Source organism: Prolixibacter denitrificans (assembly GCF_003014495.1).
Lineage (GTDB): Bacteria > Bacteroidota > Bacteroidia > Bacteroidales > Prolixibacteraceae > Prolixibacter > Prolixibacter denitrificans.
In genome coordinates, this window is sequence record NZ_PYGC01000002.1 from 133,906 (window position 1) to 156,699 (window position 22,794).

At 46.1% G+C, this 22,794-nt stretch carries 19 protein-coding genes; 12 read left to right on the forward strand and 7 right to left on the reverse strand.

Annotated elements, in window-relative coordinates:
* Nucleotides 1-2 precede the first annotated feature (2 nt).
* Both CLV93_RS04240 and CLV93_RS04245 read left to right on the forward strand, forming a co-directional pair.
* Nucleotides 3-1,493 (forward strand): carboxypeptidase-like regulatory domain-containing protein, encoded by a 1,491-nt coding sequence (locus CLV93_RS04240; RefSeq protein WP_106540933.1) that lies wholly within the window; start codon nt 3-5, stop codon nt 1,491-1,493.
* 13 nt (nt 1,494-1,506) lie between these two features.
* Entirely contained in the window at nt 1,507-4,086 is a 2,580-nt protein-coding gene (locus CLV93_RS04245) for a carboxypeptidase-like regulatory domain-containing protein (protein ID WP_106540934.1), read from the forward strand.
* A gap of 68 nt (nt 4,087-4,154) precedes the next feature.
* On the opposite strand, the gene CLV93_RS04250 is transcribed toward CLV93_RS04245, so the two are convergent.
* Nucleotides 4,155-4,922, reverse strand: a complete 768-nt coding sequence (locus tag CLV93_RS04250; protein WP_106540935.1) for a TIGR00266 family protein — start codon at nt 4,920-4,922, stop codon at nt 4,155-4,157.
* A gap of 293 nt (nt 4,923-5,215) precedes the next feature.
* On the opposite strand from CLV93_RS04250, the gene sucC reads away from it, so the two are divergent.
* Together sucC and sucD are read left to right on the forward strand one after the other, a co-directional pair.
* Nucleotides 5,216-6,355 carry an ADP-forming succinate--CoA ligase subunit beta gene (sucC, locus tag CLV93_RS04255; RefSeq protein WP_106540936.1) on the forward strand — a complete coding sequence of 380 codons (1,140 nt, stop codon included), beginning with the start codon at nt 5,216-5,218 and terminating at the stop codon, nt 6,353-6,355.
* Nucleotides 6,356-6,417: 62 nt separating this feature from the next.
* Nucleotides 6,418-7,290, forward strand: coding sequence for a succinate--CoA ligase subunit alpha (sucD, locus tag CLV93_RS04260; RefSeq protein ID WP_106540937.1), 873 nt, complete (start codon nt 6,418-6,420; stop codon nt 7,288-7,290).
* A 64-nt stretch (nt 7,291-7,354) separates the two neighbouring features.
* Here the strand turns inward: sucD and CLV93_RS04265 are convergent, their stop codons facing one another.
* Nucleotides 7,355-9,748, reverse strand: a complete 2,394-nt coding sequence (locus CLV93_RS04265; RefSeq protein WP_106540938.1) for a TonB-dependent receptor — start codon at nt 9,746-9,748, stop codon at nt 7,355-7,357.
* A 268-nt stretch (nt 9,749-10,016) separates the two neighbouring features.
* Here CLV93_RS04265 and CLV93_RS04270 point away from each other — a divergent pair, with 268 nt between their 5' ends.
* From CLV93_RS04270 to CLV93_RS04290, 5 genes are all read left to right on the forward strand, one after another.
* The gene (locus CLV93_RS04270) at nt 10,017-10,856 is read left to right on the forward strand and encodes an alpha/beta fold hydrolase (protein ID WP_106540939.1); all 840 of its coding nucleotides are present in this window, start codon (nt 10,017-10,019) and stop codon (nt 10,854-10,856) included.
* Between the two features lie 142 nt (nt 10,857-10,998).
* Nucleotides 10,999-11,685 (forward strand): succinate dehydrogenase cytochrome b subunit, encoded by a 687-nt coding sequence (locus CLV93_RS04275; protein ID WP_106540940.1) that lies wholly within the window; start codon nt 10,999-11,001, stop codon nt 11,683-11,685.
* A 24-nt stretch (nt 11,686-11,709) separates the two neighbouring features.
* Entirely contained in the window at nt 11,710-13,650 is a 1,941-nt protein-coding gene (locus tag CLV93_RS04280; RefSeq protein ID WP_106540941.1) for a fumarate reductase/succinate dehydrogenase flavoprotein subunit, read from the forward strand.
* Between the two features lie 66 nt (nt 13,651-13,716).
* Entirely contained in the window at nt 13,717-14,478 is a 762-nt protein-coding gene (locus tag CLV93_RS04285; RefSeq protein WP_106540942.1) for a succinate dehydrogenase/fumarate reductase iron-sulfur subunit, read from the forward strand.
* A gap of 178 nt (nt 14,479-14,656) precedes the next feature.
* Nucleotides 14,657-15,388 carry a hypothetical protein gene (locus CLV93_RS04290; RefSeq protein ID WP_106540943.1) on the forward strand — a complete coding sequence of 244 codons (732 nt, stop codon included), beginning with the start codon at nt 14,657-14,659 and terminating at the stop codon, nt 15,386-15,388.
* On the opposite strand, the gene CLV93_RS04295 is transcribed toward CLV93_RS04290, so the two are convergent.
* Nucleotides 15,385-16,350 carry a CPBP family intramembrane glutamic endopeptidase gene (locus tag CLV93_RS04295; protein ID WP_146141947.1) on the reverse strand — a complete coding sequence of 322 codons (966 nt, stop codon included), beginning with the start codon at nt 16,348-16,350 and terminating at the stop codon, nt 15,385-15,387. The genes CLV93_RS04290 and CLV93_RS04295 overlap by 4 nt on opposite strands.
* A 179-nt stretch (nt 16,351-16,529) precedes the next feature.
* On the opposite strand from CLV93_RS04295, the gene dusB reads away from it, so the two are divergent.
* Together dusB and CLV93_RS04305 are read left to right on the forward strand one after the other, a co-directional pair.
* Nucleotides 16,530-17,543 carry a tRNA dihydrouridine synthase DusB gene (gene dusB, locus CLV93_RS04300; RefSeq protein WP_106540945.1) on the forward strand — a complete coding sequence of 338 codons (1,014 nt, stop codon included), beginning with the start codon at nt 16,530-16,532 and terminating at the stop codon, nt 17,541-17,543.
* A 40-nt stretch (nt 17,544-17,583) separates the two neighbouring features.
* Entirely contained in the window at nt 17,584-17,964 is a 381-nt protein-coding gene (locus tag CLV93_RS04305; protein ID WP_106540946.1) for a YkvA family protein, read from the forward strand.
* A gap of 106 nt (nt 17,965-18,070) precedes the next feature.
* On the opposite strand, the gene CLV93_RS04310 is transcribed toward CLV93_RS04305, so the two are convergent.
* Nucleotides 18,071-18,952: a metallophosphoesterase gene (locus CLV93_RS04310; protein ID WP_106540947.1), complete on the reverse strand. Its 882-nt coding sequence runs from the start codon at nt 18,950-18,952 to the stop codon at nt 18,071-18,073.
* Nucleotides 18,953-19,064: 112 nt separating this feature from the next.
* On the opposite strand from CLV93_RS04310, the gene CLV93_RS04315 reads away from it, so the two are divergent.
* Nucleotides 19,065-19,823 carry a sulfite exporter TauE/SafE family protein gene (locus tag CLV93_RS04315; protein ID WP_106540948.1) on the forward strand — a complete coding sequence of 253 codons (759 nt, stop codon included), beginning with the start codon at nt 19,065-19,067 and terminating at the stop codon, nt 19,821-19,823.
* 145 nt (nt 19,824-19,968) lie between these two features.
* Here CLV93_RS04315 and CLV93_RS04320 read toward each other — a convergent pair whose 3' ends face one another.
* The 3 genes from CLV93_RS04320 to CLV93_RS04330 form a co-directional block, all read right to left on the reverse strand.
* Nucleotides 19,969-20,778, reverse strand: coding sequence for an SDR family NAD(P)-dependent oxidoreductase (locus tag CLV93_RS04320; protein ID WP_106540949.1), 810 nt, complete (start codon nt 20,776-20,778; stop codon nt 19,969-19,971).
* Nucleotides 20,779-20,864: 86 nt separating this feature from the next.
* On the reverse strand, nt 20,865-21,596 hold the full coding sequence (locus CLV93_RS04325) for a head GIN domain-containing protein (RefSeq protein WP_106540950.1): 732 nt from the start codon (nt 21,594-21,596) through the stop codon (nt 20,865-20,867).
* 63 nt (nt 21,597-21,659) lie between these two features.
* The gene (locus CLV93_RS04330; protein ID WP_106540951.1) at nt 21,660-22,451 is read right to left on the reverse strand and encodes a CPBP family intramembrane glutamic endopeptidase; all 792 of its coding nucleotides are present in this window, start codon (nt 22,449-22,451) and stop codon (nt 21,660-21,662) included.
* Between the last annotated feature and the right edge of the window lie 343 nt (nt 22,452-22,794).

Here is a 22,794-nt window from a genome sequence, read left to right on the forward strand (position 1 = left end):
CTATGTTTAAAAAGTATGGAATTCTATTGTGGCTGATATGCCTTCTTGTGCCCGGAGTACGTGCTCAGGAAGCTATTTCCGTACTACAACGTCCTATCACAATTTCCATCGACAGTTCATCGGTCGAAGATATCATCGACCAATTGGTGCTCGAAAACGACCTCTATTTTTCGTACAACCCTCAGATTCTGCCCCAGGGGCTTTATTCGTGTCATGTCGAAAAAAAGCCGTTGAAGAGTGTCTTGCGTCAACTTCTTCCGGCCGCTGACTACCAAATTGAGGTTATCGATAATCAAATCATTATCAAATACATCGAAAAGGCGCCATTGCGTGTTTCGGCACAAATTATCGATCGCGACAATCATGAACCGGTTCCGTACGCATCTGTCACCATCGACGGTCAGAGCATTGGTACCATCACCAACTCCGACGGTCGTTTTGATTTGGTTATCCCGCAACGATTGCTCGACCATGATGTCCTTATCGGATGTCTGGGCTATGTCGAATATCGCATTACGCCCGATAGCCTGAAAAATGTCGGTCAAATCGACCTCAAACCTGTATCGTACCGCTTGCGCGAAGTTAGGGTCAAACCGGTCGAGCCTGAAGAAATTATTGCCCGGTTCAGATCGCATATTGTCGACAATTACACCCTGACTCCCCAGCTCATGACCACATTCTATCGTGAAACTGTCAGACAAGACGGCAAATATATGGGAGTGTGGGAAGCCGTGATGGAGATGCTCAAAAGTCCGTACAGAGGGGTTCGAAGCGATAGGGTCCGGTTTATCAAAGGGCGAAAAAGTGAATTCAACCGCTCATACAAAGACGTAAAACTCAAAATTCAGGGAGGCCCCTACTACATCACCAAACTTGATGTAGTGAAAAACCTCGAAAGTTTTCTCGATCCGCAATACGAACAGATTTACCGCTACAAATTCGAACAACCAATTGTATATAACGGCCGGGTGGCCTGGGTTATCCGATTTTCGCGAAAAGAGCGGGTGGATTATCCCTGCTTCAACGGTTACTTCCTTATCGACGCCGAATCGTATGCCCTTATTATGGCCGATTTCTCACTGGATAACAAGAGCTTGAAAATTCTGGGCGAATCGTTTATCAAGAAACAGCCGCATAACGTTAAAACACAGCCCATCAGGGCCGAATATAAAATTACCTACCGGGAATTAAACGGAAAATGGAGTTTCTACATGGCGCGTACCGATGTACAGTTCCGGGTACGCAATAAGGAAAACCATCAGCGCTCTATTTTCCGGAGTGTTTCCGACATGGTGGTTACCCAGCAATACCGGTTTCCGCGAAGGGCCAGATTTGGTCCCTCAGGAATTTTCCGGTCGAACGACATTTTCACCGACTTTATCGGTGACTATGATCCGCAATTCTGGGAAAACTACAACGTGATTAAACCAGATGAAGATCTGCGTAATGCGTTAAAACAAAACGTCGATTCAACTAAAAATAAAAATCAATAATAACACCATCGCTATGAAATCAATTGTCCGCCTTGTTCTTTCGGGGATTTTCCTGTTCGCCGGATGGCTGCACGCCCAGGATACAGAAAAGCCTCATCTGATTGATCAACTGACCAATCAATTAAATAATTACCGCTTGCAAACCGTGAATCAGGAAGTCTATGTTTCAACCGATAAGTCACTTTACCGGCCAGGTGAAAGTCTTTGGTTCAAAGGCTATGTAACCGATGTGCTCACACATCTTCCTTCGCTGAAAAGCCTCGAGTTGGATGTCAGGTTGGTCAGCGACAACGGTGATGAAATCAGAAGCGACCGGTTCAAGCTTCAAAACGGGATTACCAACGGTGATTTCAAGATTCCGGAATCTGTGAAGCAGGGCCACTATTACCTGATCGCCTACACTCCGGAAATGACTTTCAGACCCGTGAACCAGGTTTTTTACAAACGCATTATCATTAAAAGTCCCGAACAGCACAACCTCCACTACAACATGGTATTCGACAAGCCAAATTATCAGGCAGGCGAAACGGTGACAGCCAAACTCTTTGTCACGGATCTTAGCCGGAAACCGGAATCGAACGTGCGGGTAAAATACACGGTACAATCGGGCGACAACACTTTTGCTTCGGGGAAAGTAAAAACCGAGAAAAACGGAAGTGCATTCATCACTTTCAACGCTCCCAATCAACAGTTGAAAAAGCCCATGATGCTGGTTGTCAATTTCAATGAAAATAAAGAAGACTATCATTTCAGCAACCATGTGCCGCTTGCCAATGAACCGCTGAACATTCACTTTTTCCCGGAAGGAGGGAACCTGGTACCGGCAACAGCCCAAATGGTCGCATTTCGTGCTTCCGATGCATTCGGCAATCCAATTGTAGTCAATGGTGATGTCGTCGATCATAACGGCAAACTGCTGGCCAAAGCAGGAACCATTGCTCCCGGCTTGGGAATTTTTAGCCTGGTGTCCCAGAATGACAGCCAGTTGAAGCTGGTCGTCACCAGTGAGCCCGGCAAAGGCCAGGAATTTCCGTTGCCGAAACCTGATGCGCAGGCTGTTTCCATTACCGCCAACCAGAGTAATGCCGACACACTTTGGATCACGTTAAAAAGACCGGCCGGCAGTGAAAAAAATAAATACTCCATGCTGGCTGTCAACCGTGGTGAAGTAGTCTGGGCTTCGGAATTCCAAATCGGGGCAGCCGGTAAAATTCCGGTTAGCCTGAGCAGTTTTCGTCAGGGAGTTACGCTCTTCTCCGTTTTCGACGATATGGGAAAACTTCGGGCACAGAGCCTTATCAATATCAACAAAGAAAAATCGGTCGCAGTAAAAACGCAATTCCCTGAATCGATGGGCACTGATCAGGAAGGAAAGATCCGTATCAAGCTAACCGATGAGAACGGAAAACCGGTAAAAGGAGAAGTGGCCGTGTCGGTAACAGATGCGCGGGCGGATATTCCCAAAGCCAGTGGAATCGCCCAGTTAAACTGCGGCACTTCCCTGCCCATTCCGCTTTCGAACCCTGAAGCGCAGAAAAACGCTACTTCGTTTAAATTCTATCTGATGGCCAATCATCTGCAGAATTTTAACTGGGACGAAGTCCGCACATATAAAGACTCAACCACTGAGGCGCCTGAACAACTGAATATCGGCCTTTCCGGAATGGTTTTCAACCGGAAGGATGAGCCCGTAGCCAATGCAAAAATCAACATCGTTAACTCCAGTATGCAGATGTTCAACACCACCAGCGACGAGAATGGGCACTTTTCCATTGATTCGCCGCTCCTGTCGAACCCCGGCAACCTGACCATTACCGCTACCGACGATTCAGGCAAGAAAGATCTCACGGTTAAACTGGACAAAAGCTTTGCGGAAAAAGTGGTTGATTACATCAACAGCAAACCGGTAGCCGATCCGTGGAAATCAGAAATGGGACTCCTACAGGCATCATATTTTGAGAGCAATCCCGACCTGTTCGCTTCTGTTCCTGATAAGGTAATCGAACCCAACAAAAGAAAAGATGATTTCTGGAAAGCATATCTCGACCAGTCGTCTAATCTGCTCGATATCATTAATATGATTAAACCTTTCGATTTGATGGGGGAACGAATTGTCTTCAAAGGCTCACACAACAGTTTGATGAACCAGGGCGGTGCGTTAATCGTGGTCGACGGACAGCAACTGGGAACCTCCGCATCAACATTGAGTGCGATTCCGCCACTGACCGTGGAAGATATCAACGTGTCAACCAAACTTTCGGATGTGGCTAAGTACACCGGGCTAAACTCGGTCGGTGTTATTGAAATTACTACGAAGAAGGGGGAACGCATACAACCAAAAAAAGAAGCGGGACCGGAATACGAAAAAGGTTTACGAGTGTCAAGAAATTTTTCACCTCAGCCTTTCGGGAAAGTGAAGTACAATTTGCAATCGACATTGCTGTGGGCTCCGGTGGTTTTTACAAATGGAAATGGAGAGACTGTTCTCAACTTCAAAACCAGTAAGCTTAAGTCGACGTACAACGTACATGTGGAAGGAATCAACCTCGACGGCACCTGGTTCAGCAAGGATGCCGAGTTAAAAGTTGAATAAAGCAAATATTTTGACAGATCATAAAAAGCCCCGGCAGTTAAATACTTTCCGGGGCTTTGTCTAATATTTTAACGCTCGAACAAATTGTCCAGAATGGAGCTATCGCCTTTTCCCTGATTTTTACCTGCCGGAGCTAATGCCTTAATCAGTTTGCTCACCGGCATCGACTGTAACCATACTTTTCCGGTTCCCCGTAAGGTCGCCAGAAAAATTCCTTCACCACCAAAAATCATGGAGCGTAAACCTCCAGCTGATTCAATTGAGAAATCGATGGATGGCTCAAATGCGACAATACAGCCGGTGTCTACCCGCAATGTTTCGTTGTTCAGTTGCCGCTCCACAACTGTTCCACCGGCATGAACAAATACTTTACCATCACCATCGAAACGCTGAAGAATAAAACCTTCGCCACCAAAAAATCCAGCGCCCAGCTTTCTGTTCAACGCCACTCCCACTTTTGTCCCGTAGGCGGCACACAAAAAGGCGTCTTTCTGAGCCAAAATAGAACCTCCGTGGTTGGGCAGGTCAATCGGAAGAATTGTTCCCGGATAAGGTGCCGCAAAAGCCACGTGTCCTTTTCCCAATCCCCGGTGGGTAAAATGGGTCAGAAAAAGTGACTCGCCGGTAAGCAACCGACCTCCGGCTGATAATAATTTTCCCAATATACTCTGGTTGGCTTCGGAACCATCCCCCATTCGGGTTTCAAAACTCACCGAATCTTCCATGTACATCATCGCTCCGGCTTCCGCAATTACGGTCTCTCCCGGATCGAGTTCCACCTCCACAAACTGAAGGTCTCCGCCAACAATACGATAATCAATTTCATGTGAACGCATAAGCAAATATTTACAATGGATAAATGAATTCGCGATAGGTAAAACCAATCACCTATTCTTTTGTTAATGATGGAAAACCCTCTAAAGTTAGCGGATTTCATTTAAGAGCACAATGCATGCTTTTTCGAACCTCTTTCATGTGATATACAACATATTTATTTATTCATATTTTTCAATACTTTAGAGGCTTATTTATCAGGGAAATTTTACATAAAAACACCCTGTTAGCTCATTGAACGACTGTAAAAATTTTATTCAAATAGTTAGTTAAAAACTCTAACAACCAGCATTAAATGAAAATTCACGAATACCAGGCAAAGCAGATATTTGCCGATTATGAGATCCCGGTCTCGGATGAGATTCTCTGTCACTCAGTTGAAGACGTGGAAAAAGCCGCTGACAAACTGGGATTGCCCGTTGTGGTAAAAGCCCAGGTTCTCGCCGGAGGACGCGGTAAAGCCGGAGGTGTAAAACTCGCTAAAACCAAAGAAGAACTGGTCGATGCAGCCAATCAGATCCTCGGCATGGACATCAAAGGTTACACTGTCGAGAAAGTGTTGACCGCCAAAGCCATTTCGTTTACCGACGAATTTTACGTAGGTCTGACCATCGACCGGAACACCAAGTCGGTTGTGTTTATGGCCAGCGCTGAAGGTGGTGTCGAAATTGAAGAGGTTGCCAAGGACAACCCCGATGCCATTCACAAATTCGTTATCGATGCCGAAATCGGTTTGATGCCTTTCCAGGCACGGCAGATTGCTTTCAAACTTTTCGACGACATCAAGCTGGTTCGCCAGGGGGCCGATTTGTTCGAAAAACTCTATCGTGTTTTCATGGATACCGATGCTTCACTGGCCGAAATCAACCCGCTGGTGATTACTGCTGACGGTAACCTGATGGCACTCGACGGTAAGATGAACTTCGATGACAACGCCCTGTTCCGTCAAGCGGAAATTCTGGAAATGCGTGAGCCTACCGAAGACGAGAAGACAGAGATCGAAGCAAAGGAAAAAGGATTAAGTTTCATCAAACTCGATGGTAACATTGGTTGTATGGTGAACGGCGCCGGCTTGGCCATGGCAACCATGGACATTATCAAGATTTACGGTGGCGAACCCGCCAACTTCCTCGATATTGGTGGTAGCTCGAACCCGCAGAAGGTAATTGACGCCATGAACCTGCTGTTGGCCGACAAAAACGTGAAAGCCGTGATGATTAATATCTTCGGTGGTATCACTCGTTGCGATGATGTAGCCAAAGGTATTATCAGCGCACTGGACCAGATGAATATCAACATCCCGATTGTGGTTCGCCTGTCCGGTACCAATGCCGCTGAAGGTTTGGAAATTTTGAAGAAAACCAACCTGGTAACGGTTGCTTCCATGGGCGAAGCTGCTGAAAAAGCCATCGAAATGGCCAGCCAGACTGTTTAATTGACGTTTCCTGAAATTAATTAACTGATTTACCCTTTGTTTCAATTTTTAATTCAAATCAAATGAGCATTCTAATCAACTCAGATACCCGCCTCATTGTACAGGGAATTACCGGTCGTGACGGTAGTTTCCACGCACAAAAAATGAAAGAATACGGAACCAATGTCGTTGGCGGTGTTTCACCGGGTAAAGGTGGACAGAAAGTCGGCGATATTCCGGTTTTCAATACGGTGAAAGACGCCGTAGCAGCAACCAAGGCCAATGCATCCATCATTTTTGTTCCACCGAAATTTGCCGCTGATGCTGTTTATGAAGCATCTGAAGCAGGCGTAGAGCTGGTGATTACCATCACCGAAGGTCTTCCCACACTGGATATGGTGAAACTAATGCCCTACCTGAAAAAGAACGGCACCAAACTGATTGGACCCAACTGTCCGGGGCTGGTCACTCCCGGCGAAGCGCTGGTTGGTATCCTTCCGGGAAGCATTTTCAAGCAAGGAAATGTAGGTTTGATGAGCCGAAGTGGTACGCTTACCTACGAAATGGTGAACCAGTTGACCACGAATGGTCTCGGACAAAGTACCTGCGTAGGAATTGGCGGTGACCCGGTTGCCGGACTCTACTATGAAGAGTTACTGGAAATGTTCCAGAACGACCCGCAAACGGAAGCTATTGTGCTGATTGGTGAAATTGGTGGTGATGCCGAAGAGCGTGCAGCCCAATACATCAAAGAAAAGGTGACCAAACCGGTAGTAGCCTTTATTGCAGGTCAGACAGCACCTCCCGGAAAACGGATGGGACACGCTGGTGCTATTATTTCCAGCGGAAGCGGTACAGCTGCAGAAAAAATTAAAGCGTTCGAGGAAGCCGGAGTTCCGGTTGCCCGTAAGCCAGCCGAAATCCCGGTGCTTATTCAGGAGCGCTTAGGAAAGTAAATGTTTTTCAAGTCCATACAATGTTCAAAAGTGGCGATGCCTTCGGGTATCGCCACTTTTTTCCTTAAAACTCAATCATTACACCGATGGTAGGAAGTACAGTGCCGCTTTCCGGACTGATGGTTTTTAACTCATAACGGCTCGGATCATTCGGGTCGATAACCGGATTCCCGTTGGCATCTTCCACCAGAACCAGGTCAGCCGGTTGATCGGCTTTGAAGTTGTAGGCATTTTGCACATCCACATACAGCATCAGCGACCACTTCTTGAAATAATACGATTTATCTACCCGGAAGTCGAGCTGATGAAAAGCTTTCAGCCGGAGTTGGTTATACCGGCTGTAATCGAGGTAACCACGCCCCTGCGCATCCCAAGCGGTTCGAAGCGAGGATGTTTTCATGTCCCACGGAGTGTAAGGAGCGCCGCCCACGTAACGCCACTTGAAACCAACGTCCCAGTTTTTCTTCAGGCTTCTGCTGGCAGTAATATTGAAAATATGTCGGTTGTCCCACGACGCCGGAATGTATTTTCCATCGCCTTCGCGGAATTCGCTTCGAACGTAAGTGTAAGAAAACACAGTGTTGAAACCCAGAATATCTTTGTCGCGCCCCAGAATTTCGAAACCGTAGGCCCGTCCGTTACTGATGGGCAAAACTTCTTCATCGCCGTAAACTCCGTAATCGGCTCCTTTGCTGGCCAGCGAAACCGAATCGGCAACCGAAAACGGATAATCGTTGTAGCCCTTATAGAATCCTTCTACCGAGAATTGCCGGTCGGGCTGCGGCTGCCAGGTTATTCCGGCTACGTAATGATTCACCGAGATGTATTTCAATCCATTTTGCCGGTTGACCAAAGAGCCCGAATTGTCGCGGTAGCCCATGGTAGTGTAAGAGGGCAACTGGTAATAACGGCCGGTATTCATACTGACCGAAAAAGAAGGAGTGAAATTATAGCTGGCTGAAAAACGGGGCGACAGCTGTTTCAACAAATTATTCATCTCAGATGAGTAATTGTTGGCATCGGTTCGCACCCCCAACGAAAGCACCAAGCGCTCGTCGAAGAAATGGCGGCTTAACTGACCAAAGAATGCATACTTCCAGAAGGACAAATCCGTCCGGTAGTTCAGTTCGGTCAATTGCCCGTTGATGAAATTCTTTCGGTAGGTACGGTTAAAATATTCGGCATATTGCAGGCCCGTGCCGTAGTTCAACCGAAACCCGTTGGATGATGTGTAGTTGTGCTCAAAACGAAAACGGGTTTCCCGCTCATACGAATCGTAATCGAGTAGCAGGTTTTCCGGCTTTTCGATGTTGTCCTGGTATTTGTACTGAATGTTGTTGAGCCGGTTCTGACTCAGCACCCAGGTGTCGTACCCTTTTTCACGGTAGTGTTTGTAAACAACACCGCCCGCATAACTCCACTGTCTGTTCACCGGCAGGTAACCCAAAATATAGCGCTGCTCTTCAGTTTCATTCGCGTCGGTATTCAGTTTAAACTGGTCCAGGGCGCCAATTCCTGTAAAGTACACCTCGTTTTTATCGTCGATTTTGGTGCGAACCTTAAATTGGAAATCATTGTACGTGGGCAAAAAGGGAAGCCCCAACGCACTAAAAAGGAACTGGAGGTACGAACGCCTGGCCGAGAAAATCGCCGTCGTGTTTTTTGACAAAGGCCCGTCGAGCGTCAGGGCCAAATCGGAGGCGCCCAGTGTGGCCCGGTATTTCATCTTATCGCTGTTTCCATTCTTCTGTTTGAACTCGAGCACCGAACTCAGAGCATTTCCCCGGTCGGCCGGAAAAGCACCGGAATAGAAATCCACATTGCGAATAAAATCGACATTGATGATACCAACCGGACCTCCCGAAGCACCTTGCGTGGCAAAGTGGTTGAGGTTTGGAATTTCCACGTCATCCAGAAAGAAGCGGTTCTCCGAAGGACCACCTCCCCGGACAATCACATCATTCCGGTAGGCAGGCGTGGACGATACGCCCGGATAACTCTGAATAACTTTGGAAATATCGCGGTTGCCGCCCGGATTCTTTTCGATTTCATCGATGCCAATGCTCCGCAACGAAACCGGACTTTCTTCCCGTTTCCGGAATTGGGAAGGTTTCACGGTGACGGCATCCAGATTGACCGTTGATTCCTCCATCGGAATATTAATCTCGGCTACGCTGGCGTTGGTCACCCGGAAGGATTCAGTGATATTTATCTGAAAACCAACTGATGAAACCTGCAACTTGATAAATCCCGGTGTCAATCCGGTTAGCTTAAAGTTACCGTTAATGTCGGCTGTCGTTCCGGTATTGGTGCCAAATACCACCACATTGGCAAAGGGAACCGGCTGGTTATTGCTGGCATTGAAAACGCGCCCCTTCACCACGCCGTTATTCTCCTGCTGGCTGAACACGGGCCACGAAATAAGTAAGGTTACAATCAGGAATAGTATTTTCTTCATTTTGTTGGTTTTGTCTGAAATAAAACACCAAGATAAATATTTTTGTTTAATATTTTCACCTGATGATTAAACATCTTGATTTTAACTTCAATATGAGGGAGAAAAGAAGGCATAATCCCAAAATTGAATCATAACAACGAAATTATAATCATACATTTTCATATCTACATAAAATGATGTTTTGAAACATTTGATTTATCATAACTCATACGGATAAAATGCTTCCAATTCGCCTGCTGAAAAAGAAGAAATGTGTTAATTTGCACGGATGAACCAGACCCAGCTTTACCATTTCTCCAACAGTCGTAAATTGTCCTATTCCCTTTCGGGAGAAGGTGAGTTACTGGTTTTGCTTCACGGGTACCTGGAATCATCGGATATTTTCGATGACCTTCTGCCGGAACTTACCCGGCATTTTCAGATTCTGACAGTCGATTTCCCCGGTCACGGCCATTCCGAGCTTCCGCCGGAAGGCTATACTTTTATCGATTTTGCGAAAGAATTGCACAGTCTTCTGGAAGAAATCGGCCATACAGGTCAATTGACACTGGCAGGACATTCGATGGGAGGATATAATGCACTGGCTTTTGCCGGCCTCTTCCCCAAAAGGGTAAAACGGTTGGCTTTGTTGCATGCATCAGCCGACAAAGCATCGGAAAGTCATCTGAACCTGCGACGCCGCGAAATGGGTTTGATTGAAAAAGGACGGCTGGAGTTGATTATTCGCAATTCGTTGCACAACAACTTTGCGCCTTGTAACCTCAATCGGTTCCCGGAGTTGCATGACCGGTTGCGCGAAATGGCTTCCCGGGTATCGCCGGAAGCGGCCGTTCGGGCAATCCGAGCCATTATGGGAAGGCCGTCGTACCTCGAATTTCTGAACACTGCTTCTTTTCCGGTACTGATAATTGCCGGGGAAGAAGACAAAATACTGGCAGCTGCCAAACAATGGAACGAAGCTCATCATATCCGAAATGCTACTTTCGTCGGGTTGGAAAATTGCGGACATGTGGGTTTCATCGAAGAGAAAAGTTTATTTTTAGAAAAATTTTTGAAATTTTCGGTGGAAAAGCCGGAAAATAGTAGGATTGATGGCCAAAACAGATAATTTCTGCGGAATAATAGAAACAGTATAAATTATTTGGTTTACCTCTGGTTATGTTGTTTAGCATATGGTCATCGTCTACATTTGTGATGATTTTTTTGCAACACAAATCATACATGGAATAATTTACTTAAAACAAGGACTTATGAGCAGTTTCATGAAAGCCTCGATTGGGCGGAAGTTTTTTATGAGCTTAACAGGACTTTTTCTGATTATTTTCCTGTTTGTTCACCTTACACTGAACCTGCTCCTGACGTTTGACGACTCGGGAGTTTTGTTCAATGAGGCCGCGCATTTCATGGCTACAAATCCAATTATTAAAATAATGGAACCGATCCTGGCACTTGGTTTCATTATCCACATTATTTGGTCGGGATGGATTACCCTCGAAAACATGAAGGCGAGACCGAAGGGATACCAGGCCGGCGACAACTTATTGAAATGGTATGCACCGGCAAAGAACATGTTCATTCTGGGAGGCATGGTTCTTATCTTCCTGATCATCCACCTTTTCAATTTTTACGTAAAGATGCGTTTCACCGGCGACCCACTGCTGAATCAACCGGGACCGGGACTGGAAGACGGCGTTCATAACTCATACGCACTCGTAGCCAACCTATTTATTCATTATCCGGTTTACGACATCATTTACATCCTGGGAGGTATTCTGGTCGGACTCCACATTTCTCACGGTTTCTGGAGCGCTTTCCAAACCATTGGCCTGAATAACAGCAAATGGATGATTCGTCTGAAGTTTCTGGCTCACCTGGTGGCTTTCCTCATCGGTGCCGGATTTGCTTACATCCCGCTGTATTTCCTCATTAAGTTTTAATTGAACCTTAAAGACATTTAAGACATGAGCAACATAGATTCCAAAATACCTGAAGGCCCGTTGGCCGAAAAGTGGTCTCGTCATAAAGCTGCTATCCGCGTAGTAAGTCCTGCCAATAAACGAAAACTTGATATCATCGTTGTGGGAACCGGACTGGCCGGAGCTTCGGCTGCCGCATCGCTGGGCGAACTGGGATACAATGTGAAAGCATTCTGTTACCAGGATAGTCCGCGCCGCGCCCACTCCATTGCCGCACAGGGCGGTATTAACGCTGCAAAAAACTACCAGAACGATAACGACTCGGTTTATCGTCTGTTTTACGATACGATTAAAGGGGGTGACTACCGCGCCCGCGAAGCGAACACTTATCGCCTGGCCGAAGTTTCTCCCAACATTATTGACCAGTGTGTTGCACAAGGTGTTCCGTTTGCACGTGAATACGGAGGAACGCTAGCCAACCGCTCATTCGGTGGTGTACTGGTCAGCCGTACATTTTACGCTCGCGGACAGACCGGACAGCAGTTATTGCTGGGTGCTTACTCTGCCCTCAACCGCCAGATTGATGCCGGCAGCGTAGAAATGTACGCCCGTCACGAAATGCTCGACGTCGTGCTTGTCGACGGAAAAGCCCGCGGAATTATTGTCCGCGACCTGACAAACGGCGAAATCAAACGTTTTGGTGCGCACGCTGTGGTAATGGCAACCGGAGGTTACGGAAACGTATTCTTCCTGTCGACCAACGCGATGGGTTCTAACGGTTCTGCCGCATGGCAGGCCTACAAAAAGGGCGCTTACTTCTCCAATCCTTGTTATGTACAGATTCACCCAACCTGTATTCCGGTTCACGGTTCACAACAGTCGAAACTGACGTTGATGTCCGAATCGCTGCGTAATGACGGACGGGTTTGGGTGCCGAAGAAAAAAGAAGATGCTGAGCGTCTCCGCAAAGGCGAAATCAGTGCTGTCGATATCAAAGACGAGGACCGAGACTTTTACCTCGAACGCCGTTATCCGTCATACGGTAACCTCGTTCCCCGCGACGTTGCATCACGTGCTGCCAAAGAGCGCTGCGATGCAGGTTTCGGTGTAAATGCTGAAGGTAAAGCGGTATTCCTCGATTTCAAATACGCCATTGAGCGTCTGGGTCGCGAAACCATCGAAAAACGCTATGGTAACCTTTTCCAGATGTACGAAAAGATTACCGATGTTGATCCGTACACGCATCCGATGCAGATTTATCCGGCTATCCACTATGCTATGGGTGGTACATGGGTTGATTACAACCTGATGACTTCGATTCCCGGATTGTATGCCATTGGCGAAGCTAACTTCTCTGATCACGGTGCCAACCGCCTCGGAGCTTCTGCATTGATGCAGGGTCTGGCCGACGGTTATTTCATCCTGCCTTACACCATTGGTGATTACCTGGCTGGCGAAATCATGGTACCAAAGATTGACACCAATACACCCGAATTTGATGAGGCTGAAAAGAATGTAACCGGACGGTTGGAAAAACTCTACAACATCAAAGGAGATCAGCCGGTGGATTACTTCCACAAAAAACTGGGTCACATCATGTGGGAATACGTGGGTATGTCGCGTAACGAAGAGGGCCTGAAAAAAGCCATCGAAGAGATTGCCGAACTGAAGAAAGAGTTCTGGAGCAATGTACGCGTTCCCGGTGAAATGAATAACATCAATCCGGAGCTTGAAAAAGCCGGCCGTTTGGCTGACTTCCTCGACATTGGTGACCTGATGGCCCGTGACGCGCTGAACCGCAACGAATCGTGCGGTGGCCACTTCCGTGAAGAATCAGTTACCGAAGACGGTGAAGCCAAACGTAACGACGAAATTGGTTGTTATGCTTCTGCCTGGGAATTCCAGGGCGAAGACAAAGAGCCGGTGATGCACCGCGAAGAGCTGGTATTCGAGAACGTGAAACTCACCCAGAGAAGTTATAAATAAGAGTTAAGTACCGTATCCGGAAAAAGAAATCCGGGTACAATTACTTAAATCTAAACAATTAAGAAAATGGCTGATAAAATCTTAAAGAAAATATACGTCAAGGTTTGGAGGCAAAACAATCCCTCCGAGAAAGGTCGGTTTGAAACTTACGAGGTGGAAAATGTTTCACAGGGTAGTTCGTTCCTCGAAATGATCGACATCCTGAACGACCAGCTTATTCGCGAAGGCAAAGACCCGATTGCTTTCGACCACGACTGCCGCGAAGGTATCTGCGGTATGTGTTCCATGTATATCAACGGTCATGCGCACGGACCGGACAGCGAAATTACCACGTGCCAGTTGCACATGCGCCGGTTCGAAGATGGGGAAACCATTACGGTTGAACCTTGGCGCGCAGGTGCTTTCCCGGTTATTAAGGATCTGATTGTTGACCGTACGGCTTTTGATAAAATCCAACAAGCTGGTGGTTATGTATCGGTTAATACCGGCGGTGTCCCTGATGGAAATACCATCCCGATTTCGCAGGTTGACGCTGAAGAAGCAATGGACGCAGCTGCCTGTATCGGTTGTGGTGCCTGTGTTGCTACCTGTAAAAACTCTTCGGCTATGCTGTTTGTAGCGGCCAAAGTATCGCAGTTTGCCAAGCTTCCGCAAGGAAAAGTAGAGGCCAAACGTCGTGCGAAAGCGATGGTAGCCAAAATGGATGAGCTCGGATTCGGTGGTTGTACCAATACCGGTGCCTGCGAACTGGCCTGTCCGAAAAATATTTCTATTTCACATATCGCCCGTTTGAACCGGGAATATCTGAAAGCGAAATTCTCTGATTAACAATCAACTTTCAAGCAAGCAATAGATGAAAGGCTCTCTGTTACAGGGAGTCTTTTTTCGTATTCACACCTCTCGGTTTCTAAAGTTATTGTTAAACTCTTCAGCGAATATTGAATTCCATTTCATTTTTTATAACTTCGCTCTCATCCCATAATTCAATCAAAACAATAGCTTGCTCATGCCTTATCGCAGATTACCCAACACTGATCAGGCCCGCCTGCGGGCTTTAAAGGCTGCAACCGACATCGCCCTCCAGAAGTCGATTGATGACCTGGCTTTTTCGACAGCCACGTTAACCAAAGCACGAGCCTTTTTTCCGGGCTTCGAAAGTGCTATCCTACAGCTCAAACAAGCCAAACGGCAACAATCGGCCAATAGCCGTAAATACAACGAGGTGGTGAAGAAAGCCCGCCTCTATGTCTCACACTTTATCCAGGTACTCAATTTTTGTATCCTTAGAGGCGAAATTAAGCCCGAAGTGAGGGAATTCTATGGAATGGATACCCAAACCCATAAACTGCCCTCATTGGTCCTCGAATCGGATTTACTGGAGTGGGGAAAGAAAATTATCGACGGAGAGCAGCAACGTAGTATGCACGGCGGAAGTCCGATTTACAATCCAAGTATCGCCGTTGTAAAAGTGAAATACGACCAATTTGCCGATGCCTATCATTTTCAGAAGACACTTCAGAGCAACACAGCGCGCTGGTCGGAGAAAGTAGCCGAAATGCGCAAAGAGGCCGACGAATTAATTCTGAATATCTGGAATGAGGTAGAACTGCACTATGGCCATTTTTCCGATGAAGAAAAAAGGCAGAAAGCACAGGAATACGGCATCGTTTATTTCTTCCGCCCCAGCGAGAAAAAGAAAATCGACGCCGGCAAAATGCAGACGAACCTTTCGTTTTAATCAACCGGTGGATTCGGCTCTTCGGTGGTAGTCCACAACTCTCCCGCTCCACGCACCTGTACGTAGAACGATCTCAGCAGTACCATCACGAAAATCAGGCTGAGGATGGCGAGGTACGTCCCCTGCCCGTCTGATGTTCCGACTTTCTCCACGCTGGAACTGACCACTCCCTTTTCTATCAAATAGGAAATAATCACAGCAGAACCATTGTTGACGAAGTGCCCAACCATCGGAATCCAAAGAGAACCGCTCCATTCGAGCAGGTAGCCAAACAGTGCTCCCAGCATCATTCTTGGTAAAAATCCGAAAAACTGCATGTGCAAAGCACTGAACAGCGCCGCACTGAGCCAGATGGCTGCATGCGCATTCTTCGTCCAGTCCTTCAGAATCCGTTGTACGATGCCTCTGAAAAGCAGCTCTTCACCAATGGCCGGCAGCAATCCAATCATGAAAAGGTTGAAGAACATTCCTCCCAAACCATCGACATGCAGAAAGGCTTTGGTAATCTGGTCAGCCTGATCTTCCGAGGCTTTCATCCAGTCCTGAACACCGGAAAGCCAGTCAGGTAACTGCAAGCCCGAATTGAATTCAGCCATCCAGTTAATCATTGGGTTGGCAAAATACACCAACACCATTACCAGGATGATGCTTTTAAACGTCGTGATTTTATCGAGATGCAAATAGCTAATCGGACGTTCGCTCAACACCCAGGCGATAATGAACGGCGGGATGACGAAAATTCCGATGGCCTGAACCGTCTGGAAGTATTTCATCAGAACGACTCCTTGCGGCGACGAAAAATTGGTCATGGCAGCGCCCATATCGCCGATGCTCAAGTGAAATATCGGCATGGCCAGCAAAAAGCCAACAAACAGAGCCACGACGGCCAAAATCAAAACCACCAGTGTGGCAAACATCAACTGCGTAAACGGACCTGAGGTGCGTAGTATTCGGAATCTCACTTGTATCTGTTTAAGAAATGATTATCAACATTCAATGAATTCATGGCAAAGTTAACATTCGAGAGCAAAGCTCACGCTGAATTCAAGTTAATGAAACTGAATTTCGGCCATTATTGTTCTGGATTTTCGGCGACTAAATAATTTTTATATTTGCACGCAAAATTTAAAAAACTGGTATTGTGAAGATTGGGGAACTCGAACTGGGCGAAATGCCATTGTTTTTATCACCGATGGAAGACGTGACCTACAAGTCGTTCCGGTACATCTGTAAGAAATACGGAGCCGACGTCATGTCGACCGAATTCATCTCTTCCGAAGCGCTCATCCGCGACGTGAACAAAACCAAGCGGAAAATGACGCTTTTCGAGTTCGACCGCCCCATTGCCATCCAGATTTACGGCGCCAATATTGATTCGATGGTGGAAGCCGCCAAAGTAGCCGAAACCTTTCAGCCCAACTACATCGATATCAACTTCGGTTGCCCGATGAAAAAAATTGCCGGCAAAGGCGCTGGTTCCGGTTTGTTGCGAGACATTCCCAAGATGATTGAGATGGCGAGCCAAATCGTCAAAGCCGTCAATCTTCCGGTAACGGCTAAAACCCGCGTGGGTTGGGACGACAATGACAAACCCATCGTGGAAGTTTCCGAACGATTGCAGGACGTCGGCATTCAGATGCTCGCTCTTCACGGACGTACCCGCCAGCAGCTGTACACCGGCGAGGCCGACTGGGAAATGATTGGTAAAGTGAAAAGTAATCCCCGTTTTAAAATTCCCCTTGTCGGGAATGGTGATATCAATGGTCCGGAAAAAGCGAAAGAAGCGCGGGATATTTCTGGCGTTGACGGAATGATGATTGGTCGCGGTGCCATCGGCCGCCCATGGATTTTCCGCGAAATCAAGCATTATTTCCAAACCGGCGAAATGTTACCTCCTCCCACTGTCCCCGAAATTGTCGAGGTTATCAAAGAACAAATGGAGCAATCACTTTCGTGGAAAGAGTACGAGAAGCAAGCCATTTGGGAGATGCGCCGCCACTTTGCCCGCTATTTTCCGGGTGTCCCCGATTTTCGTGAATTGCGGATTGCGCTCCTTCGGGCGGAAGAACATACACACGTTCTGGAAATCCTCGACCGGATTGTCGACAAATACCGGGATACCCGTGTCGATTATACCAACATGAGTCTGAAATAGAACTGTTTGGCATTCCCGATGATTTACTTATATTCGTTTCATGCGACTGCGCGATTTTACGAAATACTACTCTCCGTCCTCCTTTCGGGAAAAGCTAAAAATGTATGGAGGAAAAGCGGGCGTGAAAGTGGTCTATCCGGCTTTGCTGCTGTATTACATGCTGAATGATCCGGAAGTTGCCTTCAAGAATAAGCTCTACCTTGCTGGCGCTTTGGGCTATTTTATTTTCCCCGCTGATGCCATTCCGGATTTTGCTCCGTTGATTGGCTTTACCGACGACATAAGCGTCCTTTTTCTGGCCCTATCGTTGCTAAAAGAGAACATCAAAGACAAACACAGGGAGTTGGCACGCGAAAAGTTAAAGGAATGGTTTAAAAATTATTCAGAAAAAGAGTTGAAAGCAATTGAAACCAGCTTCTAAAATCCATTAATTTAAATATCATAAAATTTTTATTACTAGACATTTAAATAAAACCATCTCTATTAATAGACTAAATCTAGTCCTCTCAACCTAATTGAAAATAATATTATTTAAATATTTGGTCTTTTGTTTGACGAAACCCTCTGATTTTGATAGGTTCTTCATCGTTTAGCTCAACAATTGCGTAATTGTTATTTTCCGGTCCGTTACCGTCCACTACCGCTTTCAGGGTATAGTAAAAAATGCCGTTGATTTGAGAGAAACTTCCAGCATGATAATGTCCCTGGAAAACCGCTCTCACCTTTCCCGAATCTTCTAAAATCTGTCGCACCTCGGCAGCATTTACCGGGCAATGTCTATCATCCGGAACCTTCGCCGAATCGAGCTGGTGGTGAATAAAAACGATAACCGGCTTACCGGTTAAAGCCAGATCGGTTTTTAACCACTCCAGTTGCTGGTGTGGAACAAAAGCTTTTGTCCAATCAAAATCTCCGCGGTCGTAATCCGAACCATCCGGTGAGTAGTTCGCGTCCAGCACAACGAAATGATAACCGTGATCGGAAAACGAGTAGTAATTCAGCGAATCGTACTGTCCATGATTGGTGATATGGTCGAGAAACTGGATTTTGGAAAGACTGTCCATGTCATGGTTTCCGAGCACGTGAAAAACCGGTCCGTCGAAATCCTGCAACTCCGACTCAATGGCTGCCAGATAAGAAAGCGTTTCACTTTCATCAGGCGGATCGCCCTGGTCCTTTAGGTCGCCAATCTCAATCAGAAAATCCACTTTCTCCCTGTTCATCACCTCAACACATTCCCGCACCTTCTGCAGCGACTGGCGATAATAGCGGTTGCTTTCCAGGTTGGGCTCGCGATTGGCATAATGAATATCGGTCAAAATCCCAATGCGAAGTTTCCTTCTCCTCCTTCTTCCAAAGGCAAAAGAAGGAAATGAAATTCCGGCCAGGACTGATAAGGTGGTTGCCATAAAACGTCGGCGATTAATGGTACGATTCATCTGAATAAACTCTATGATAACGTTCTAAAATTACAAAACCCCTGAATTAATCTTAATTTTGAGCTGAATTTAAATCCCTTTTATGCTCAGCTTGCTCGATTCCTTTCATCTAACTCCGGTTCATTGGATTTTAATTGCCCTTAGCGGAATGCTGATTGGCATGTCGAAAACGGGCGTTCCCGGAGTTTCCATGGTGGTCGTCCCAGTTCTCGCTTCCATCTTCGGAGGAAAACAATCAACCGGAGTGTTGCTACCTATTCTCATTATGGCCGATGTATTTGCCGTAAGTTATTACCATCGACATGCTAACTGGAAACACTTGCTACGGGCTTTGCCCTGGGCGTTAGCGGGCGTGCTAATTGCATTGTGGGTTGGTGAGAAAGTGAATGACCTACAGTTCAAGCGACTAATTGCGATTACCATTTTTGTTTCGGTAGGAATTATGCTCTGGCGCGACCGGGTGGCGAAAAAAGAGTCTGTTCCCGATTCTCCCTGGTTTGCAGCTTTGATGGGATTGGCCGGAGGTTTTGCCACCATGATTGGCAACGTGGCCGGCCCCATATTTGCCGTTTACCTGTTGGCTTTGCACCTTCCGAAGAAAGTATTTATCGGTACCACGGCCTGGTTCTTTTTCATTGTCAACCTGTCGAAGTTCCCACTGCATGTTTTTGTTTGGAAAACAATTCATTGGTCAACCCTTCTGGTCGATATTCTTATTCTTCCGGCCATAGCAGCCGGCGCCTTCCTTGGGATTACAGTTGTGAAAAAAATACCGGAATCGACCTTTCGATGGTTCGTTATCATCATCACGATAGCTTCCGCATTATTAATTTTCATATAACACTAATCATCAATACTCTAATTAAATACAACTAAAGTATTCAATAAATCAATTACTTCGAAAAGATTTCTTGAAAAAGAATCGGATTTCGTTACTTGTATTAAAATTTTAAATATAATGAATTAATTATCTATTAAATAACATATTAACTATTTAAATCTTCATCCAAAATCAGAGTTCTTTTGTGGAAGAAAGAGAGGAAAAAACGAAATACAATCTTCCAACTGGTCAGCCAGGCAATTCTCGCATCGTTTTTCTGATTTTTTAGAATTTCCCCGGCAAGAAAAGGAGCCACTGTTTCTGCCCGATCAGCCAGAATGTTGAATATACGGATGCTTTGTTGATGGGCTTCCGGATTCTTTTTTACTGAATCGAGCAGCAAATCTGTGACCACCATTCCGGGACTCAATGTCCCAATCAAAACACGCTCCCCTTCCATTTCCTTAGCAAAACTGCGCGTAAAATACCGAAGAGCCCGTTTGGTCGTTCCGTACAATGTCATCCCGGGCATCATCCTTCCGCCGCTGCCGAAACCTTCCATATTGTATATCGCTCCGTGCCCTTGTTGTTTCATGTGCAAATAAGCGACGCGGGTTCCGTTCATCACACCCATCAGGTTGGTTTGAATCACACCGTTGATTTCTTCCGGATGAATATGATGAAACAACTCATCCGACTGCCCCACTCCGGCATTGTTGATCCAGATATCAATCGGCTTCCAAAGCGAGGCCTTTAGCCAAAGCTGATCGAGACTACGGGGCACTGCAACATCAACTACAAAACCGGCCACTTTTTCGGAACCAAATTCCTGTTGCAGTCGGCGGGCAACGGTATTCACCGATTCCCGATGCCTTCCGGAAACGGAGACAAAGTGTCCCATGGAAAGAAAAGCCCGGGCCATTCCCAACCCGATTCCGCGGGTGGAGCCGGTAATGACAATATGTTTGGGATTCATGGTAATGAATTCTTGATAAACAAAATGTAAAGAAACAAAAAAGGCCGGCTTCTTCAGAAACCGGCCTCCAATAGCTTTACACTTTCTTATCTCTTGTTTACATCACCACCGCTGGAACTGTGGGTGTTGATGGATGTAGGTGTTCCTTTGTAATAAATATCAGCGCCGCTGCTCGCGTGTGCTTCAAAATTTCCGTTTACAGTCAGACGGATATCAGAACCACTGGAAGCTTCTGCGGTGCAATCCTCAGCAGCCAGGTCATAGGCGTTAATGTCGGAACCGCTGGAAGAATCGGCATGGAAATTCTTTGCCTTCCCACGCAACGTTAAATCACTGCCGCTACTGGTTCCTCCCGAAAGTTGATCAGCATATACCTCCATCTTCACATCCGAACCACTGGAAACGCCAATCTCCAGCGAACTAACCGTCAAGCCGGTTTGGGTCCTAACATCGGAACCGGCAGAAGCTTTCAGCTCCTTCAGGTCTTTCACGGTTACATGAACTTTCATGGCCTTTGCATTCCGGATGGATTTATCGACATATAACTTCAACCGGTTACCATCGACTTTGGTTATGATGATATCCTGCAAATTTTCATCAGCCTCAACGACAACAGATTCATTATCTCCCTGTGAGATATACAAATCGAGACCGCTGCTAACGGAAATTTCATCGAATCCGGTCAGGTGACGATCGACTTTCACGACATTTCCATTTCCCTTCACTCCCCCGAAGTTCCACCAGGATTGGGCAGAAAGTGAAAGCGAAATGAACATCAGTGAAAGCGTAAAAACGGAAAAGAGAACTTTGTTTTTCATGCTTTATAAGATTTGGTATGGTTTATTCTTGAACAAAAAAATATTCATATTAAAAAGACGACTTCATTTAGCGAAGGTTGCATCCAATGTTCCGGCAGAGCTTTTTACTAAATCTTTTCTCGTGACATACAGGACGACCAGCATCATGATTGACAAATAGAGTATGAAAAACCAAAATGGCTTCATGCTGCCGGTAAACTCAGGCAAAAACATCAGGTAATTGAAAGCGAGGTTCGCGCTGATATGTGCCAGTATAGATGTCAGTACGCTTCTTGTGTAATAATAAATCCATCCGATAAAAAGGGAACCCAAAACAACCCACAACAAGAAAACCAGGAAGTTCATCTGCAAAGGGACTCCGGTTCCAATCAGATATGCTGGGAAATGCCAAAAACCCCATATGAACCCAAGTATTATTGCTGACGAGAATAAACTGAGTCGCTTCAACAACCGTGGTAGTAAGAATCCCCTCCAGCCATATTCTTCTCCCAACGCAATTAATATGATGACAACCACTTGGGGCATCAGCTGAGAAGTTCTCAAACTAAACTTTGAAAGTTCGAAATTCAAAGAGGTAAGCACAGCCAATGAAGCAACAATAGGAATTCCAAGCAGGGAAACGAGAAGCCATTTGAACTTCGTTTTCCGAATCGTTTGTTTAACAAACAATTCATCAACTCCTTTCTTCCCTTTATTGATGGCAGTAAAAACAAGAGCAAGAACGGAAGGAGTGAAAACAGATAATATGGATAAATTGGAATTGTCAGTTTTGTATGCGACAAAACAAATTAACGAACTCAGGATTATCGCCGATACGGAGAACACAATAATCTCTTGTTTTTCCTGTCTACTCATGCTTCAATTGATTCTGAAGATGCAAAATCACCTGCTGTTTTCATGGATTAGGTTGTCAACAACTTCCTTACGATTTGATTTACCTATCACATTATTGTGATATGACGCTTAAACCTCTATCTTGGTTACACGGCAAGTAAATTTAAATCGGTAGCTCCATGTTGAGCAACAACCGATATTCAGGACAAATTGTCATAAAACGGGGCATTTTGTCCGCGCTCAATCCTGGGGCGGTAATTATTTGATTTACTGTGTTTTATTACAATGAAAAGTTTTAATAGCCAACTTTCCACCGTTCATTGGTTCTCAAAGGAGATTGATTGGTTCAGCTTTTGATCGATGA